This is a genomic window from Nocardia miyunensis NBRC 108239 (genome assembly GCF_001613065.1).
GTDB classification, from domain to species: Bacteria; Actinomycetota; Actinomycetes; order Mycobacteriales; family Mycobacteriaceae; genus Nocardia; species Nocardia miyunensis.
Genome location: NZ_BDBQ01000146.1, coordinates 1 through 18,059 on the forward strand (window position 1 = coordinate 1; position 18,059 = coordinate 18,059).

An 18,059-nucleotide genomic window follows, 5' to 3' on the forward strand; every position below is an offset into this window, starting at 1 on the left:
AATTTCGTGATCGCGTGGCGAGCATACGAACAGTGGGCTCCTCGTGCCGCACGGTTTGATCGTGTGGATGCCGCGTTGGCGTCGGGTGAGTTGGATGTGGCGAGCTGAGTTGTTCGGTTTCATCGTGGGGGTAGTCGCACGACCTGGACGAAGAAGTCGTCGATCTGTTTGATGGCCGCGATGAATTGATCGATGTCCACAGGCTTGGTGACATAGGCATTCGCGTGCAGGCGGTAGCTGCGCAGGATGTCCTCCTCGGCCGCCGAGGTGGTGAGCACGACGACCGGAATGTGCGCCAGATCCGGATCGGACTTGATTTTGCCCAGCACTTCGCGTCCGTCGTATTTGGGCAGGTTCAGGTCGAGCAGGATCAGGTCCGGTCGCGGGGCGTCGGTGTACGAGTCGTGACGGTAGAGGAAGTCCAGTGCCTCCTGGCCGTCCCGGACGACATGCAGGGTATTGCCGATCTTGTTGTCCTCGAAGGCTTCTCGGGTCATGAGCTCATCCGCGGGGTCGTCCTCGACGAGCAGGATGTCGATCGGCCGGCCACTGCGGGTCATGCGTTGGCTCCTTCGGGTTCGGGAATCTCGATGGGTACGGCGCCGGCGCCGCGGAGGGTGAACCAGAACCGCGTGCCCTCGGTGTAGTCGGTGTCGATCCAGATGCGGCCGCCGTGGTACTCGACGATCTTCTTGCAGATGGCCAACCCGATGCCGGTGCCGCCGTATTCTTCACGGCTGTGCAGCCGTTGGAAAATGACGAACACCTTCTCCGCGAATTCGGGTGCGATGCCGATTCCGTTGTCCGACACCGAGAATCGCCAGCCACCGGGGATCTCGTCGGGCGCGCAGGTCACCCGCACCACCGGCTCGCCGGCGGGACGGCGGAACTTGATCGCGTTGCCGAGCAGGTTCTGCCACAGCATCGTCAGCAGCACCGATTCGCCGACGATCTCGGGTAGCGCGTCGGGGCGTTCGATCTGGGCGCCGGTCTCCTCGAGCAGCGAGGACAAGTTGCCGATCGCCTTGTCCAGCGGCTGATCGAGTGCGGTCGGAACGCTGTCGCGGCCGGAGCGCCCGACGCGGGAGAAGGTGAGCAGATCATTGATCAGCAGCTGCATCCGTTTGGCGCCGTCCACGGCGTAGTGGAGATATTCCTTACCGCGTTCGTCGAGCTTGTCGCCGTAGCGTTTGTCCAGCAGTTGGCAGAACGAAGCGACCTTGCGCAGCGGCTCCTGCAAATCATGCGAGGCGACATAGGCGAACTGCTCGAGTTCGGCATTGGATCGGCGCAACTCCACGGCCTGAGCGTCGAGAGAGATCTTCTGCTGCTCCAGAATCGCGCCCGCGTCACGCGAGGCGCCCAAGTCGGTGACGATGCGTCGGCGCATCTCCTCCACCGCGGTCGCGACGGCGGCCAGATCCGCCGGGCCGTGCGCGTCGATGTGGCGATCGAAGTCGCCGTCGGCGACCTGGCGCGACGCGTTCGTCAGATACCGCAGCGGGCGAGCGACCAATCCTCGCACCAGCAGCGTCAGGGCGAGTGCGGTGAGCACGAACAGAACGATCATGCCGACGAGCACGCTGTCGCGCACCGCGCGGGCCCGGCGGAGTCCGCCGACGTCGTGATCGCGCGCCTGCGCCAGATGCTCATTCTGGGTATCGAACGCGATCCGCAGCCGGTCGAAGATCGTCTTGCCGCTGTCGGCGGTCGCCGAGCCCAGTTCGTGGACAGCCCCGGATGTGGTTGCCGCGGAAAGGGGTTCGGCGTAGACGTGATGCCATTGATCGGCCAGGCGCGCTACGGTCCCGAGGTCTGCCAGGAGTTCCGGCTGGCCGGTCAGCAGATCCCGCAGCCGGGCGGTCGAGCGGTCCTGCTGTTGGCGGCCGGCGTTGTACGGCGCCAGGAATTGCGCGTCGGCGGTGAGCGCGTAGCCCCGCAGACCGGTCTCCTGATTGATCAACGCGTTCTGTAGTCGATAGGACTCCGCGATGGCGGGCATCGTACGGTCGAGCAGCCTGTCGCTGACATCGCCCGTCCGGCCGATCACTCGCGCACCGGCGAAGGTACCCGCGATCACCAGCAGGATCATGCAGGCGAGCACTACGTGGAACCAGCGTTGCACGGTCAAACGCGGGATCATCGCGCGGTCGCGTCGTGCGGAAGGTGTGCGCATGTTCAGCTGGCCTCCGGACGACACCGCAGATACAGGATCGCCAGATCGTCCTCCAGGCCGCCCGCCGACCCCGCCAGATCCTCGACGCGGGTGATCAGATCGTCGACGAACCGCTCGGGCGCCGGGTTGATCATGCCCCGGGCCAGCTCGAGCAGGCCCTGCTCGCCGAGCCGATCCTTATCGGCGTTGACGCAGCCCTCGAAGAGCCCGTCGGTCAACAGCATGAGGCTGGTGCCGATCGGCAGCGGCAGCTCGTGCGACGGCCATTGCGCGTGCTCGGGCAGGAAGCCAAGCGCGGGACCGCCGGGCACCTCCAGCCAGTGCAACTCCTCGCCCGAGTGCACGAGAAGGCCGGGATGTCCGGCACGCCGAACCCAGGCCGTGCGGGCGACCGGATCCAGCACGACAGTGGTCGCGGTCGCGAACGTCTGCCGATCGGCGCGCTCGGCCAGCAGCACCCGTTCCAGCAACTGCAGCTGACGCATTCCGACGATGCCGCTGAGAAGCAGTGTGCGCCAAGCCAATCGCAGCGCGACACCGGTGGCGGCGGCGTCGGGGCCATGTCCGGACACATCGCCGATGACCGCGTGCACGAGCCCCGCGTGGTCCTGCACGACGTCGTAGAAGTCCCCGCCCAGCAGCGCGTGGTCGCGGCCGGGACGGTAGCGCGAGATGACCTCCACCGCACTGCCGGTCGGCAGCAGCGGTGTCGGCAGCAGACCGCGTTCCAGGCGGGCGTTCTCCTGGGCGCGCATCTGGCTGGCTTGCAGCGCCACCGTCGCGCGTTCGGCCTGTTTGCGCTGAACGGCGTAGCGCACCGACCGGCCGAACAGCTCCGGCTCGACGCGGCCCTTCACCAGGTAATCCTGGGCTCCGGCGGCGACCGCGGCCAGGCCGGTCCGTTCCTCGTCGAGCCCGGTCATGACGACGACGGCGACGTCGGTGTGGAAGTGGATGCGTGCCAGCGCCTGGATGCCCTGCGCATCGGGCAGATGCAGGTCCAGCAGCACACAATCCGGTACCTGGCTGGTCAGATACTCGCCGGCGTCGGCTATCGACCGCACCCAGTGCATCCGCAGCCCTGCGGCGTCACCAACCAATTCCGCTACGAGAGCGGCATCGCCGGGATCGTCCTCGACCAGCAGGATCGCCAACTCCTGCAGTTCGGCCACGATTCCAGCGGCGTCGTCGGCGTACACCGACATACGATCTCCGATCGCGATGACCTCTCGGCTTGCGCACAAACCGAAGTCCTCATCGGCCGGTTGCTGGACCATGAGGCAGCGATGATCGTAGCCGATCCGACCCGGACACCACGCATTGTCGAAGGCCGAGGGGCAGGCGCTTTCGTTGTCGAGAAGCGGTTGCGCCCGCTTTCCGGTCTCTTCAGTGTGATGCTGTGCTCGAGCGCTGGATTCGTTCTGACCTGGGTGACATGTACCCGCGGATCGGACTCGGGGCCATGCGGGACGTCGATAGGGGAAACGGGTTATGACTCTGCTGGACCAGCTGGCCATCTTCGGTGCGGGCATCGCGGCCGGATGTATCAACACCATCGTGGGTTCCGGCACGCTGATCACCTTCCCGGTTCTGCTGGCGCTGGGGTATCCGCCGGTGACCGCCAACGTCTCGAACACGATCGGTCTGGTGCCCGGCGGGTTGAGCGGTGTGCTCGGATACCGCCGCGAACTGGCCGGTCAGCGCGCCAGATTGGTTCGGTTGGGCGTTGCGTCGCTGATCGGCGCGGCGATCGGCGCGATCTTGCTGCTGCGGTTGCCGGCCGAGGCGTTCAAGGCGATCGTTCCGGTGTTGATCGTGGCCGCGCTGGTGCTGGTGGTGGTGCAGCCGCGACTGGCGCGCTGGGTGCGGCAGCGCCGCGAAGCCGACGGTTCGACTCCCGAGCACGGTGGGGTGTGGTTGTGGCTGGCGGTGTTGGCCAGTGGCGTGTATGGGGGCTATTTCGGTGCGGCGCAAGGGGTGTTGCTGATCGGGTTGCTGGGGGTGTTCGTGCATGGCGATCTACAGCAGCTGAATGCGGTGAAGAACTTCTTGGCGTTGCTGGTGAACGCGTTGTCGGCGCTGATCTTCATCTTCATCGCCCACGTGTCCTGGCCGGTTGTCGGGCTCATCGCGGTCGGCTCGATCATCGGCGGGCAACTGGGCGCGACGGTGGGCCGCCGGATGCCCCCGACCGTGCTGCGCGGGGTGATCGTGGTGGTCGGCGTCATCGCCATCGTGCGCCTGCTGGCCGGGGGGTGACGTCGTGGGCCGCGAGTCCGAGCGAGTGTTTGCCAGCAGTCCGGGTCGCGATCAGGACGGGCTGGTCGGGGAATTCGTCTGCGGCGGTGCGTAATACGGCGAGGCGCCCGTGGGTGCGGGGGGCAGACATGGCTTTGCCGTCGGTCATCGCGGAAGGATTCTGTGACTGATCGCAGGATCGGCAGTAATGCCGGTCGTGGTCGCGGCGCACCTGGTCGGGCGGAGACACGGGCCGATGTCGAAGGGTTCTGTGATCTGCCACAGATATCAGTAATGCTGATATTTGGTCGGCCTATTGATGAGAGCATGACCCGCATGTCGATACGTTTGTTTTCCACCCGAGCCGCAGGATCGATGCGCGGCTTGCGGCGCGTGGTCACGGTCGCCGTCGTAGCCGTGTCGGTCGCCGCCACGCTGACCGTCGACCAGGCCGCGGCGCGTGCGGACGAGGCGTCCGTGCCGTCGTCGGGGTGCCGCGCGGCTGCCCCCGCCGCCGGGTCCGCCACGGTGCGATTCGCGGCGGCGGGCAAGAGCGGCAGCTACATCTTGGATGTCCCGCCCGGCGCGAACCGGCCGACCCCGGTGGTCCTGGATCTGCACGGTTATCTGGAACCGCCCGTTCTAGAGCGCCTCGGCAGCGGTCTCGGAGAATTCGGCAGCAAGCACGGATTCATCACCGTCACACCGACGATCGACGAACCCGGCCTGCCGCGCTGGGATTTCACTCCCGGCGGCAAGGACATCGATTATCTGTCGGCCCTGCTCACCCACGTGCAGTCGACGCTATGTGTGGATCGGCGCCGGGTGTACGCGGCCGGGCTGTCGATGGGCGCGTTCACCACGTCCGCGCTGGCGTGCCGGCTGTCGGATCGTCTCGCGGCGGTGGCTCCGGTGGCCGGATTGCAGGACTTCGACTGGTGTCGGCCCAAGCGCCCGATGCCGGTGGTCGCGTTCCACGGGACGGCGGATCCGATCGTCTCCTATACCGGCGGTTCGGGCCCGAACGCTCGATTGCTGCCCGCCCCGGACGGTAGTGGCGCGCGGGCGCAGGGTGGCGGTCCGGCTGTGAACGGCCCTGGGCCGCAGAGTATTCCGGCCGACGCCGCCGCGTGGGCGCGACGCGACGGCTGTGGCGGCACCCCGGCCCGGCGGCGCGTCACCGCCGATGTGGATCTGATCAGCTACCCGTGTCCCGTGAACGGCAGCGTCGAGTTGTATTCGGTACTGGGCGGCGGTCACACCTGGCCGGGAAGTTCGCTGCCGAGCCCCGCGCCGTTCACCGGTACCACCACCAAGTCGATCGACGCCAACCGGATCATCTGGGACTTCTTCCGGGCGCACCCTATGCCGCGCTGAAGCCGATCACCGACCAACTTGCCGCACAACCTTTTCCGATGAATCCCTCGACGCTTCTCGGATTACCCGGATGCTCGCGGGGTGATCGCCGGATCGACGGTAAGTCACACACGCGATGACGTTTCCGTGCGATCCTGGAAGCCACCGCATACGGTGTGCGACACAACATGGAAGCCATGCGCGCGGCCGGCGCTCGGATCGTCGCCGCCGGCGGAGGGACCGGGAACAGCCTGTGGCCGCGGATCGTCTCGGACGTCACCGGTTCGGCGCAGGTGATATCCGAACGCACGGTCGGGGCGAGTTCCGGTGCCGCGGCGATGGAACACCCCGCCGATCTCGCTGCGTGGAATCCACCGGCTCGCCGCCCGCAACAGGAGGGGGCGGGTCGGCCCCACACAAACAGCATGAGGAGTTCGCGTGAGTAATACCTACACCTTCCCGGTCGTCGAGACCCTCGCCCCGGCGCCGCCCCGGACGGCGTATCTGATCGCGAGTGGTGATCTGCGTCCCGCGGCGAACGAGCAGGGTTGGCCCACACAGGTCGAGCTGGAGCGGATCGTGACCGGCGCGTTCCGGGATGTCGGCTGGAATGCGGTGCGCGCCAACGAGATCGACGCGGTGACCGGGCACGGGTTCATCAGCAGCCAGCGGATGGGACTGGATGTTTTCGCGACCATCCCCCCGGATGCGCCGTTGATCGTCGCCGAGGCGGTGTGGCAGTACAGCCATCATGTGCTGGCGGGTCTGCGCACGCACGAGGGCCCGATCCTGACGGTGGCGAACTTCGCGGGCAAGTGGCCGGGACTGGTCGGATTGCTGAATCTCAATGCCGGACTGACGAAGATGGGCAAACCGTATTCGACGATCTGGACCGTCGACGGTACCGACGAGTGGTTCCGCGACGGTATTCGCCATTGGGCCGAGACCGGAACGATCGTGCACGACGACTCGCACGTGCATCCGCTGCCCGCGTTGCCGGAGTGCCCCGAGCGTGACCTCGGGGTCGCGCTGGCCCGGCAACTGTTGCGGGACAAGGCGATCATCGGAATTTTCGACGAGGGTTGCATGGGCATGTACAACGCGATCTTCGACGACGAGGTACTCAACAGGATCGGCGTCTACAAGGAGCGGCTCTCGCAGAGCGCGCTGTGGGCCGAGATGCTGACCGTCGGCGATGAGGAGGCCGACGAGATCGGCCGGTGGCTGCTGGATGCGGGCATGACCTTCGAACTCGGGACCGATCCGGGGACGGAGCTGACGCAGGAACAGTTGAATCTGCAGTACAAGATGTACATCGCCGCGTTGCGGATCGCGGACGATTTCGGGGTCGATGCCGTCGGGATCCAATATCAGCAGGGTTTGAAGGATCTCGCCCCGGCGTCGGATCTCATCGAGGGTGTGATGAACAATGTCGAGCGTCCCCCGGTGCGCAGCCGGGACGGTCAGCGGGTGCTGTGGGAGGGGCGTGCGGTACCGAATTTCAACGAGGTGGACGAGGGCGTAGCGGTCGACTCCCTGGTGACCAACCGGGTGTGGACGGCGATGGGCCTGGACCCGGCGACCACTCTGCACGATATTCGCTGGGGCGAAGATTACGACGGGCAGTTCGTCTGGGTTTTCGAAATTTCCGGATCGGTGCCGCCGTCGCATTTCGAGAACGGTTATGCCGATGCGGAGGGCTGGCGGCAGGGCCCGATGTTCTTCCCCGCGGGCGGGGCCACGATCAACGGCATTTCCAAACCCGGCGAAATCGTCTGGTCGCGTGTGTATCTCGCCGAGGGCGGGCTCAATGTGGATATCGGTCGCGGGACGGTTGTCGCGCTTCCGCTGGAGGAGAGCCTGCGGCGCAAGAATGCGACCAATCCCGAATGGCCGATCATGAATGCGGTGTTGCACGGTGTGAGCCGGGACCAGTTCATGGCGCGGCACAAGGCGAATCACGCGAACGTCGTCTACGCACCCGATGCCGAGACCGCGGACAAGGCGCTACTGGCCAAGGCGGCCTGTTTCGACGAGCTGGGAATCACCGTACACCTCTGCGGCACAACGGCTTTGACGACGAGCTGATCCGGCTCGCCGGGTCGGTGTATTCGTCCCGGAATCATGCCGGCCGATCAGCCGTCGAATCTGGTCAGAAGGTCCCGTGCGGCACGGCGAGTCGGGCGGATGCGGTGTCTCGTTCGCCGGTCACGATCGCCCGGCCGGAGTCATGGGCCTGGGTCGGCAGGTTCGTCGTAGTCGATCAAAACCTGGATCGCGCGCGCGTACATATCGAGCGACGCCTTGTCCGGGGTATGGCCTCGGCGGCCGTCGCGTGTCGTGATCAACAGGCCCGCGATCTGTGCCGCGATGAGTTCGGCGCGCATCGCGGCGTGCGGGCCCGGCAGGCGCTCGGCGAGTGGCCCGGTGATGTGCCGGGCGGTGGACGTGTGCAGGTAAGTCCGGACTTCGGTTCGGTCCAGCGCGCCCATGAGCGCTCCGTAGAGGCCGCGGGTCTCGTCCGGGACGTCTTCGATCAGGCGCTCGAGGATCGTGCGGCCCAATGTGTTCAGCGGGCCGTCCACCAGGCCGCGGAAACTCTGGTCCACCGACACGGTCTCGAGGAACAACGCTTCCTTCGAGCCGAAATGGCGGATGACCATCGCTGGGTCGACGCCCGCCTGGGATGCGATGTCCCGCACCGACGTACCGCTGAATCCCCGATCGGCGAACAGCCGGGTCGCGGCTGCCCGGATGGCCGCGGGCGTCGCGGTCGACCGTGGGCGTCCGGGCGGTCGCCGGGCATCCGGCAGTTCGGGCGATGAGGGGCACATGGTGTCGAGTCTCGCGAGTCCGCGACATTAAGTCAACGACATTGACAGATTGCCGGTCGGGAGGTCAACTGTGTTGACATAACTGCGGTGCGCGACCGGATCGCCGCCGCGATTCCCGGAAGGACATCCTCATGACGAACGTTGGCGGCGAGGACATCCCGGCCCCGCAGACGTCGCTGCGGGCGGGCGTGGTCGGTCTCGGCATGATCGGCGGCGGAGTGGCGGTCAGTCTCGTTCGCCGCGGCCGGATCCCGACGGTGTACGACGTGCGGCCGGACGTCGCCGCATCTCTGGAGGGAGTGCCGGGTCAGGTGGCGACGATCGCCGAGGTGGCGCGGGAGAGCGATGTGGTGTTCGTGGCCGTCGTGTCCGCGGATCAGGCCCGCGAGGTCATCAGCGGGGAGAACGGCATCGCCGCGGGGGCTCATCCCGGTTTGGTGGTCGTGCTGCTGTCCACGGTGTCGGTGGAAGCGGTGCACGAACTCGCCGAGCTGTGTGCGAGTTCAGGTTTCGAACTTCTCGATGCCGGAGTGACCGGCGGCAACGCGGCCGCGCAGAACGGACTGACCGTCATGGTGGGCGGGCCGGACGCGACCGTGCGCCGCGTAACGCCGGTGCTCGAGGATTTCGCGAAACTGGTTGTGCACTGCGGTGATCTGGGTGCGGGAATGGTCACCAAACTGGCCCGCAACGTGGCCACCTACTCGACCTGGGCCGTCGTTCGCGAGGCCGCCGCGATCGCCACCGCCGGTGGCGTATCGCTGGACCGGCTGCTCTCGGTTCTCCAGCAGACCGAGGGCGGCGTCGCCCCGCTGACGCTCCTGCAGGTACAGGCCGCGGGAGTCGAGATTCCCGCGGATTACCTCGAACAGGTCGAGGGTCTGGCCCAGAAGGATCTGGCCGCCGCCCAGGAGTTCGCGGGCAGCACCGGCGTCGAGCTGCCGATCACGAACGTCGTCAAACCGCAGATGCGCGATGTCTACCAGGGGCGCTTGCCCGAGCCCCTGCCCGAGGACCTGCGCGAGCGGGGGTTGGCCATGATGGACCGGGTGTACGGGCCGGGCTTCAGCGATCTGGTGCCCGAGGGTTCGACCGTCCCGTCGATCGTCGACTCGGTCGAGGGCGTGTTCGGGCAGGTCTGGTCGCGTCCCTATCTGACGCTGCGGGATCGGCGTCTGCTGACGCTAGGTGTGACGGCGATGCTGGGCCGCGCGGATCTGCTCGAGGTCCAATTGCGTGGCGCGATCGCCAACCGCGAGTTCACCGTCGATCAGTTGCGGGAGGTCGTGCTGCACCTGTCGCGCTACGTGGGGCCGGGGCACGGTACGGTCGTGCAGCAGGTCGTGGAGCGACTGATCGCCGAGGGAATCTGACCCTACGGGCGTGTTCACGAGGGGATACCCGAGTGTTGGCGGGACCGCGGTCTATACTTTACATTGTTAGGTAAACGCTGGTCCGCGTGCTACTCCGACCGGGTGTCGGGTTCGGTTGTGGCGCAAGGGAAACCGGAGCCGGACGGACCGGGGCAGGAGGACGCTGACCGATGGGACGCCCGAAGGTTCCCCTCGTCGATCGCGAGGACGTGGTCATCAAGGCGCTGGACATCATCGACAAGGACGGGCTCGAGGCGCTGAGCCTGCGCCGGCTGGGGACCGAACTCGGGGTGACCGGCGCGGCGCTGTATCACCACTTCGCGGACAAGGAGGAGATCCTGCGCGGCGTGGTCGAGTCGGTTCTGGCCCGCGAGGTGCTCCCGCGGATTCCGGGCGGTACCTGGGAAGAGTACGTGCTGGAATCGGTGCTGCGCTATCGCGCGGCCCTGCTCGCGCACCCGAACGCCGCCCCGCTGATGCGCCCGCGCAGCGGCTGGCACGACTTCGACAGCATTCCGCGCGAGTACATCGTGACCATGATGCTCGAGTCCGGGGTGCCCCGGCGGCTGTGCTATCCGATCATGGACAGCATGGAGACGATGGCCTTCGGTGCGGCGATGTTGAATCCGCGACGCCTGCCGCTGCACGAACGCCTCGGCCTGCGCGGCGAGGGTGAGCAGCCGAACCTCGAAAAGGTCGTGCGCGCAACGCCGAAGGCCGCCGAACGCCTCCTGCGGCTCGAGCTTGAGGCGCTGCTGCTCGGCTGGAAGACGATGATCGCGAACGGCTGAAAAGCCCACGCGGGCAAGGAATCCCGCGCGCCCGTCGGCAATCCCGGCGGGTCGTCCGGGGCAAAATTGAACGGCGTCCATCCGAACGCGTCCGGCGTCGTGTCGTCGCATGCCCCGGACCTCCTTGTGTCGCTGGCGGTTCGATACGTCCGATAACGGACGCCATCACCTGCGCGCTCTGTCGAATCGCGTGAAAATCTCGTCGCATCCGGTGTCGATAACCCGTGCTACCAGGAACTTTGCTGGGTTCGACAGAAAACTAGACAGCGTTTAATTTACTGTCTATCGTGAGATCGTAGGAACCTACGAGTTGCCTGGAGGTAACTGTCATGTCCAGGAAATTGGACTTCCCGGTGTTCGACGCCGACAACCACATGTACGAGACCACCGACGCGTTCACCAAGTACCTGCCGGAAAGCCATGCGGGCCTGGTGAAGTACGTGCAGGTCAACGGCCGCACGAAGATCGCGCTGCGGAACGTCATCAGCGAGTACATCCCGAATCCGACCTTCAGCAAGGTCGCCCCTCCGGGAGCGCAGGAGGTGGAGTTCAAGCTGAAGAACCCGTCGTCGAAGACGAAGGCCCCGAAGGAGGGCGACAAGGTCCTGACCGACCCGCCCAAGTACATCGAGGCGTTGCCCGCGTTCTTCAACCCGCAGGACCGGCTCGAGCTGATGAACGAGCTGAGCATCGACCGCGCGCTGATGTGGCCGACGCTGGCGAGTCTGCTCGAGGAGCGGCTGGCCGACGATGCCGAGGCCACGCATCTGGTCGTGCACGCGTTGAACGAGTGGATGTTCGAGCACTGGTCGTTCAACGTCGAGGAGCGCATCTTCCCGACGCCGGTGATCACCCTGCCCATCGTGGACGAGGCGATTCGCGAGTTCGATCGCGTGGTCGAGCGCGGCGCGCGGGTCATCCTGGTCCGTCCGGCCCCGGTGCCGGACCTGAAGGGGGCGCGCCGGTCGTTCGCGTTGCCGGAGTTCGACCCGTTCTGGAAGCGCGTCGAGGAATCCGGCGTGCTGGTGGGCATGCACGCCTCGGACGACGGGTACCAGCGGTACATCAACGAGTGGGAGGGCAGCCAGGGGGAGTACCTGCCCTTCGGCCACGAGACGACCGGATTCCGGGAGATCCTGCACGCGGAGTCGCGCGGGATCAAGGACGTCGTCGCATCGATCGTCGGACACGGCCTGGCCACGCGTTTCCCGAAGATCCGGTTCATGCCGGTGGAGAACGGCAGCTCCTGGGTCCGGCCGCTGGTCGAGACCCTCGGTCGGGTGTACGACCGCGCGCCGCACGCGTTCGACGAGGATCCGACGGCCGCCTTCAAGCGGTCGATCTTCGTGCATCCGTTCCACGAGGAGGATGTGCTCGGGCTGGTCGAAACGGTCGGTGTGGACAATGTCGTCTTCGGCTCGGACTACCCGCATCCCGAGGGCATGTTCGATCCGGTGACCTGGGTCGACGAACTCGAGTCGCTGCAAGTCGAGGACCGGGCGAAGATCATGGGCGCGAATCTGGCCAAGCTGATGGGCGTCGATCCGCTGGCCAAGGCCGTCTGAGGACACACCACCGGCTCGCCCGCGAAGTTACTTCGCGGGCAAGGCATTCTGGAGTCCGCCGACATCGGTGATCTTCCAGTCGCTGTTGCGGTCGATGGTCAGTGAGTAGGTGACGGTGGTCTGAGCGCCCTCGGTGGTCTGCACGCTGGTGGAGTTCACGGTGAGATAGGCGTTCACCTTGTACACGCCACCGGATTCCGAGGTGACGGTCGCGGAAAGCGGTGTGGCCGTGGATGTCCACTGCAACGGCAGCAGGATCTGTTCGAGTTGCGGTGCGGTGGCGTCGAATTTGGCGGACAGCTGTGGTGTGGTCCCCGACTTCAGCCGGGCGATCCAGCCCTTCACGTCGTGGAAGTCGATCGTGGACGCGCCGACGGCATAGCTCGACGCGATGTCCTCGGCGCGTTTGTCCGCGGCCGCCGCCGCATCCCGATCCGCCAGGGTGGATCGGGCCGACCAGTACAGATATCCGAACACCACCGTGCCGATCAGCAGCAGGACTGTCACGATGGCGGTCAGCACCGTCGACAGGCGGATCGACAGGGTGCGCGGGTCGGCGGGTTTTTCCGCCGCATCGGCGGGGGTGGTCTTCTCGTCCGTCGCTGTGGTCATGATGTCCTCCCGCTGGGCCGTGATGGGTTGGGGGCCCGGCTATTTCGTGGTGATCCGGAAGTGCACTGTGCCGTCGGGTCCGACGCCGTGAAGTGCTTGATCGATCAGCGCGCTGATATCGACCCGGGGTGTGCGGCGCATCGCGTCGGTCACCACGGGTTGCAGCGCCGGCGCCAGGGGTGCGACGCCTGGGCCGATCTTGTTCAGGAATGTGGTCAGCTCGGCCATGAAGGGAGTGAGCCCGCCGCCCCTGAAATAGCTTGATACCGGGCGGCTTTCGACGAGTGCGGACCCCGATTGCACCATCGCGCTCAGTGCCTTGCCGAAATCGCCGAACTGCGGTCCCGCGGTCGCCAGCGAGGGCCCGAGCCAGTCGATGTCGCCACCGAGCTTCTGCATATCGGCGAAAAGTCGCCGGACGATGGTGGTGCGGCTGAGCAGGGCGGCGGCCAGCAGGGTGGTGGAACGCTGTAGGGTCTGCATGGCCGCATCCGTTCCGGACAGCGCGCGACTGAAGGTGTCGACGAGGTTCGCCATCGCCTCGGGATGCAGCTGCTGTAACAGCGTGACGATCTGCTCCGACAGCGCGGTGATCGTCATCGGAACCCGAATCCGTTGGCTCGGAACGACTTCGCCACTTTCCAGGTACGGCCCGGCGCTGCTGTCCGGCGCGAATTCGATATAGGGCTCGCCCAGTGCCGAGAGCTGCTCCACCCGGATCTCGCTGGACAGCGGAATCCGGTATCGCTCGTCGACCCGCAGGCGCACCAGGACACCGGACGCCTGCTTGCGCACCTCGTCGGCGCGGCCGACCTCGACACCGTCGAGGAGTACCGGGGCATGGGAGCCGAGCCCGCCGGAATCGGGAAGGTGCAACTCGGCGGTGAGGTAGGTCCGGCGCGGATCCAGGTGCAGCACACCGACGGTCATGTAGCCGATGCCGAGCACGAGTACCAGGGCGATCGCGGTGAGTGAGACCGTCGCACGGAGGTTCATCGGACCGCTCCGATCATCCGCAGGGAATCGATGATGCGACGGGTCTGCTCGTCCCGGGGCATCGCGGGAGCCGGTGACGGATCGACGGTGACACCGACCATGTTGATCTTCGGGCCGTGTTCGGCGAACGGAATTATCTTGTCCTGCAACAGATCCACGAGTTTCTTCAGATTGGACGGCGAGCCGGTGTCGAGCGGTCGGCTGCCGAACAGCATGGGCACCACGGCCCGTGCCGAGGCGTCGAGCGAGTGCAGCAGCGGTCCCAGCCAGCGGACGCTGGGCGCGAGCGGTCCCAGAGCGGTCAGGACGTAGATGACCCCGATCGTGGCATTGATCGATTCGGTGGTGTGCCGCACGCCGTACGGGGTCAGCAGTTGGTCGAAAGCCGTTGTATTCCTGAGAATTCCGTCGTTCACCGTATCGCCGATGCCGCCGACGAGCTGATGGATCGAATCGGTGTGCCCGGCCAGATCGGTCAGATCCGCGCCGAGTGTTCCGGAGATCCGTGCGGTGTCGGCGGTATCGCGGGGAAGTACCGTGTTGGCGCGGCGGACGATGTCGAAGACGTCGGTGACCGCGCCGCTGCCGACGAAGGTGGCCAGCCGGGCCAGGATGTCCTCGAGCGGCGGTGACTGGGTGGTCCGGGCCAGCGGGATGGTGGCGTCCGGCGGTATCCGCGCGGTGGAGGCGTTGGCCGGTTCGGTGAGAGCGATGTGCACGTCGCCGAGCGGTGTCTCCTGTCTCAGTTCGGCGGTGGTGCCCACGGGCAGCCGCACCGAGTCGCGGACGGCGACGTCGGCGATCACATATCCCTTGTGCCCCGGGCGATTCGGCGTCGCGGTGATCGGATCGACGAGGGTGACGTTGGTCAGCTGGCCCACCCGGACGCCGTCGGCGATGACCTTCGCGCCCTGCGGCAGGTTGAGCACGTCGGCGAATTCGATGTGCAGGCGATAGGTCGGACCGCCGACACCCGTTCCGGGCACGGGGATGTCGGCAGGCTGGAAATCGCACCCGGTGAAGGTGACTGCGACCGCGGCGGCGAGCAGGGCGTGCGCGCCGGTGCGCCGGATCGTGGATCGTCTCATTTCGCGCTCACTCCCGCCAGCAGCAGGGGCAGTGCGGGGATTTCGACCGCACCGTTTCCGGAGCTCTGGCATCCCCGGCCGGTGATCGTCTGTACGGCCGCGCAGATCCGACCCGTATCCTGCTGGGGCAGAGCGATTTTCGGTGGTGCGTAGCCGATCGTGAATTTTCCGCTGGTCCGGTCGACGGTGGCGGCGAATCCGGTGGCGATGGCCGGCGCCATCCGCAGGATGTCGGTGAGGGACCCGACTCCGGCCGCGATCAGGCGCGGCAGATCCGGGATCGAGTCGAGTGCGTGCAGGCCGGGCGAGGCGAACATCGTGATGACGTCGTCGATCTGGGGCACCGTGTCTTTGAGATTGTCGACGATCTCGACGATCGGCGCGAGCGTGATGGCGTTGATGTCGGTCAGCGTCTGCGTCAGTTCGGTCATCGTCGTGCGCACATCCGGCCAGTGGTCCCGGGTACGCCGGGTGAGCTCGGCCAGCGCGTCGAGCAGCCGGCCGATGTGGCCGATGGCGGCGTCGGGTGCGGCCAGGGCCCGGCTCAGTTGGGTGATGACGGCGTTCAGTTGTGCGCCGGTTCCCGCCGTGGCGTGGTCGAGCGCGTCGATGCCCGTGCCGAATGTGTTGCGCTGCACGAGGTCTGGCGCGGATTCGAGTTGTCCGGCGAGCTTGGTGAGTGCGTCGAAGGTCTGCGAAAGACTTTTCGGGGTGAGGGTTTTGGTGATGCACCGGTTCGGATCCCAACCGGGGCCGGTGGGTTCGGCGCCGATGAGCGCCAGATTCCGGTCGGCGATCAGGGTGTTGCTCACGGTGACGGCCCCGACGTCGGGCGGGAGTTTGCGGCTCGCCGGAACGGTGAAACTGACTCGTGCCGTCGCGCCGTCGGGTTCGATATCGGTCACCCGGCCGACCTGCAGGCCCATGATGGTGACCGCGCTGTCCCGGTAAAGGCCGATGCTGTCGGGCATTTCGGCGCAGTAGGTGCGCATGTCCGGGCTGGGCTTGCTCAGCTTCAGCCCTGTCGCGGCGACCAGCGCCACGACGACGACGACCGCGGCGGACATCAGGCCGCGCGATCCGAAGATCTTGGCCAGCATCAGCATCCACCTCCGGGTACGGGTACGCATACGTCGGCGGCCTGGACCGTCGCCGCGGATTGATCCACGGTGGCGGTGCCGCCCGCGGGCAGGTACGGCAGCAGGCGCTGTTCCAGAGTGCGCAGTGAGTCCAGCATTCCGCCGAGCCGAGTGCCCAGTTCGGTGAGTTTCGGGATGGCATCGGCGATCGGCTGGGCCTGCTGCTTCAGCTTCCGGTCCCACAATCTGCCCAGCGGACTGAAGCCGTGCAGAACCGCGCCCAGATCCTCCAGCGACTGCTCGACCTGGACCTTGTTGTTCTCGACGATCGTTTCGAGGGTCCTGAGTTCGGTGATCAACTGCCCCACCACATGTGAGTTCGCGCTCAGGGCCGAGAGGTATTCGTCGGCGAGGGACAGCGTCCGGGAGATGTCCGCGTTCTGCGTGTTCATGATTCCGGTGAGCGTGTCGGCGGCCTGAACGACCGCGCGCAGGGAATCCGGACTCCGGTTGATCGAGGCCGCCAACGCCGCCAGATTCTGCTGGAGAGTTTTCCCGTCGATCCCGCGAACCGGGTCGACGGCATCCTGGAAGGCCTGGGTCAGGTTGTACGGAATGCCGACTCGGCTTTCCGGGATCACAGCCGCCCCAAGTGGTTTCGTCCCGGCAGGCGCGGCTGCCACGTAGTATCCGCCGACCACCGTGAGCATGCGGATGTCGAGTGCGGTCTGATCGCCGAGGAAGACGTTGTCGGCGACGGTGAACGTCATGCGGATCCGATCCGGTTGCAGGGTCAGCGATTTCACCTTGCCCACGGGTATTCCGGCGATGCGGACGTCATCGCCGACGCGCACCGACCCCGCCTGGGCCAGGTCCGCGGAATACGTTCGCTGCGCGGTGGTTCCGGTGAACGAGACGATGCCGATGGCGGCCGCCAGCACCAGCACACCGCATATCCCGGCGATACCCCAGCGCACCTCCGTGCGGCGCGCGGTGTCCGTCGCGCGGCCTTCGATGCGACGAAAACGCTTCCTTCGCAACCGGATTCGTCGCCACGAGACTACCGATGGCATAGCGTTATCCTTTGTCCGGCGATGAGTACCGCGATGGGTTCGGGTGCGGCGGCCGTTCCGTGTGAACAGGTCATGTTCGCGTGGGGGCCGGTCGGCGGGAGCGCGGCGATGATCGACTGGATGAGTCCGGGAAGACGCCCGAGCACTGCCGTGGCCTCCCGCGGATCGGGAAATGCCTTGGCCAGGACGGCATCCAGATCCCGGCCCGGATCGCCGCTGACTCCCGCGACGGTCAGCAGGTCCCGGATAGGTCGCAGCACCGGTGGGATGCCGAGACCGAAATCGACCAGGCCGGGCAGTTTCTCGGTGATGGTGGTGAACAGATTGGTCAGGTTGGTCAGCATCGACATCGCGCTACCGGATCTGCCGCCCAGGTGCCTGGACACCTCCGCGAGGTTCGCGACGAGTGTGGACAGCACCGCCTGCCGGTCCGACGCGTAGTGGCTGAGAGTGTCGATCGCGCTCAGGGCCGGACCCAAACCTGTTCCGTCGCCTTGGATTACGGCCAGCAGACTGCTGGTGAATCGGTTCAGGTCGTCGGGGGACAGTTCGGCCAGCACCGGCTCCAGCCCTTTGAACAGGGTCGTGATGTCGAAGGCCGGTACCGTGTCCGAGGTGCCGAATTCCGATGCCGGACTGCGCCTTTCACCCGGCCGATCCGGCTGCTCGATCTCCAGGTAGCGAAATCCGGTGAGATTCTGATAACGCACGGCGATCTTGGTATTGGTGAACAGCGGGTGGCCGCGCTTGACGGTGAAGCGCACCCGCGCGAGGGCCCCGTCCAGCGTGACGTCGCCGACCTTGCCGACCTGGACCCCGTACAGGCGTACGTCGTCGCCCAGCCGCAGTCCGTTGGCATCGGTGAACATCGCTGTGTA

General features: G+C 66.4%; 17 protein-coding genes. 7 read left to right on the forward strand and 10 right to left on the reverse strand.

Features of this window, described 5'->3' with window-relative positions:
• Positions 1-119: 119 nt before the first annotated feature.
• Genes NM2_RS45320 through NM2_RS45330 form a run of 3 tightly spaced genes read right to left on the reverse strand, consistent with a single transcriptional unit; the run spans position 120 to position 3,381 of the window.
• Entirely contained in the window at positions 120-560 is a 441-nt protein-coding gene (locus tag NM2_RS45320) for a response regulator (protein WP_067683481.1), read from the reverse strand.
• Positions 557-2,176, reverse strand: coding sequence for a sensor histidine kinase (locus NM2_RS45325; protein ID WP_067683483.1), 1,620 nt, complete (start codon positions 2,174-2,176; stop codon positions 557-559). Before NM2_RS45325 ends, NM2_RS45320 begins: the two co-directional genes overlap by 4 nt.
• A 2-nt stretch (positions 2,177-2,178) precedes the next feature.
• Positions 2,179-3,381 (reverse strand): PP2C family protein-serine/threonine phosphatase, encoded by a 1,203-nt coding sequence (locus tag NM2_RS45330; RefSeq protein WP_084532329.1) that lies wholly within the window; start codon positions 3,379-3,381, stop codon positions 2,179-2,181.
• Between the two features lie 286 nt (positions 3,382-3,667).
• On the opposite strand from NM2_RS45330, the gene NM2_RS45335 reads away from it, so the two are divergent.
• The 4 genes from NM2_RS45335 (at position 3,668) to NM2_RS45350 (ending at position 7,858) form a co-directional block, all read left to right on the forward strand.
• On the forward strand, positions 3,668-4,435 hold the full coding sequence (locus tag NM2_RS45335; protein ID WP_067683485.1) for a sulfite exporter TauE/SafE family protein: 768 nt from the start codon (positions 3,668-3,670) through the stop codon (positions 4,433-4,435).
• Between the two features lie 315 nt (positions 4,436-4,750).
• Positions 4,751-5,791, forward strand: a complete 1,041-nt coding sequence (locus NM2_RS45340) for a CE1 family esterase (protein ID WP_169816367.1) — start codon at positions 4,751-4,753, stop codon at positions 5,789-5,791.
• 134 nt (positions 5,792-5,925) lie between these two features.
• Complete coding sequence (locus NM2_RS53255) at positions 5,926-6,216, forward strand: FGGY-family carbohydrate kinase (protein ID WP_369690372.1); 291 nt, start codon at positions 5,926-5,928, stop codon at positions 6,214-6,216.
• Entirely contained in the window at positions 6,209-7,858 is a 1,650-nt protein-coding gene (locus tag NM2_RS45350; RefSeq protein WP_067683491.1) for a fucose isomerase, read from the forward strand. The genes NM2_RS53255 and NM2_RS45350 overlap by 8 nt, the downstream gene beginning before the upstream one ends.
• Positions 7,859-7,998: 140 nt before the next feature.
• Here NM2_RS45350 and NM2_RS52790 read toward each other — a convergent pair whose 3' ends face one another.
• Entirely contained in the window at positions 7,999-8,604 is a 606-nt protein-coding gene (locus tag NM2_RS52790; protein ID WP_084532323.1) for a TetR/AcrR family transcriptional regulator, read from the reverse strand.
• 131 nt (positions 8,605-8,735) lie between these two features.
• Between NM2_RS52790 and NM2_RS45360 the strand changes: the two genes are divergently transcribed.
• From NM2_RS45360 to NM2_RS45370, 3 genes are all read left to right on the forward strand, one after another.
• Positions 8,736-9,977 (forward strand): NAD(P)-binding domain-containing protein, encoded by a 1,242-nt coding sequence (locus NM2_RS45360; RefSeq protein ID WP_067683493.1) that lies wholly within the window; start codon positions 8,736-8,738, stop codon positions 9,975-9,977.
• 170 nt (positions 9,978-10,147) lie between these two features.
• Complete coding sequence (locus NM2_RS45365) at positions 10,148-10,768, forward strand: TetR/AcrR family transcriptional regulator (protein ID WP_067683495.1); 621 nt, start codon at positions 10,148-10,150, stop codon at positions 10,766-10,768.
• Positions 10,769-11,097: 329 nt separating this feature from the next.
• The gene (locus tag NM2_RS45370; RefSeq protein WP_067683497.1) at positions 11,098-12,333 is read left to right on the forward strand and encodes an amidohydrolase family protein; all 1,236 of its coding nucleotides are present in this window, start codon (positions 11,098-11,100) and stop codon (positions 12,331-12,333) included.
• Between the two features lie 27 nt (positions 12,334-12,360).
• Here NM2_RS45370 and NM2_RS45375 read toward each other — a convergent pair whose 3' ends face one another.
• From NM2_RS45375 to NM2_RS45400, 6 genes are all read right to left on the reverse strand, one after another.
• Positions 12,361-12,945 (reverse strand): hypothetical protein, encoded by a 585-nt coding sequence (locus NM2_RS45375; RefSeq protein WP_067683499.1) that lies wholly within the window; start codon positions 12,943-12,945, stop codon positions 12,361-12,363.
• A 39-nt stretch (positions 12,946-12,984) separates the two neighbouring features.
• Positions 12,985-13,941 (reverse strand): MlaD family protein, encoded by a 957-nt coding sequence (locus NM2_RS45380; protein WP_067683501.1) that lies wholly within the window; start codon positions 13,939-13,941, stop codon positions 12,985-12,987.
• Positions 13,938-15,029, reverse strand: coding sequence for an MlaD family protein (locus NM2_RS45385; RefSeq protein WP_067683503.1), 1,092 nt, complete (start codon positions 15,027-15,029; stop codon positions 13,938-13,940). Before NM2_RS45385 ends, NM2_RS45380 begins: the two co-directional genes overlap by 4 nt.
• Positions 15,026-16,129 (reverse strand): MlaD family protein, encoded by a 1,104-nt coding sequence (locus NM2_RS45390; RefSeq protein ID WP_067683511.1) that lies wholly within the window; start codon positions 16,127-16,129, stop codon positions 15,026-15,028. Before NM2_RS45390 ends, NM2_RS45385 begins: the two co-directional genes overlap by 4 nt.
• On the reverse strand, positions 16,129-17,181 hold the full coding sequence (locus tag NM2_RS45395) for an MlaD family protein (protein WP_084532325.1): 1,053 nt from the start codon (positions 17,179-17,181) through the stop codon (positions 16,129-16,131). Before NM2_RS45395 ends, NM2_RS45390 begins: the two co-directional genes overlap by 1 nt.
• Positions 17,169-18,059: MlaD family protein (locus tag NM2_RS45400; RefSeq protein WP_067683513.1), on the reverse strand; the 891-nt coding region annotated here is incomplete at its 5' end. The genes NM2_RS45395 and NM2_RS45400, both read right to left, overlap by 13 nt.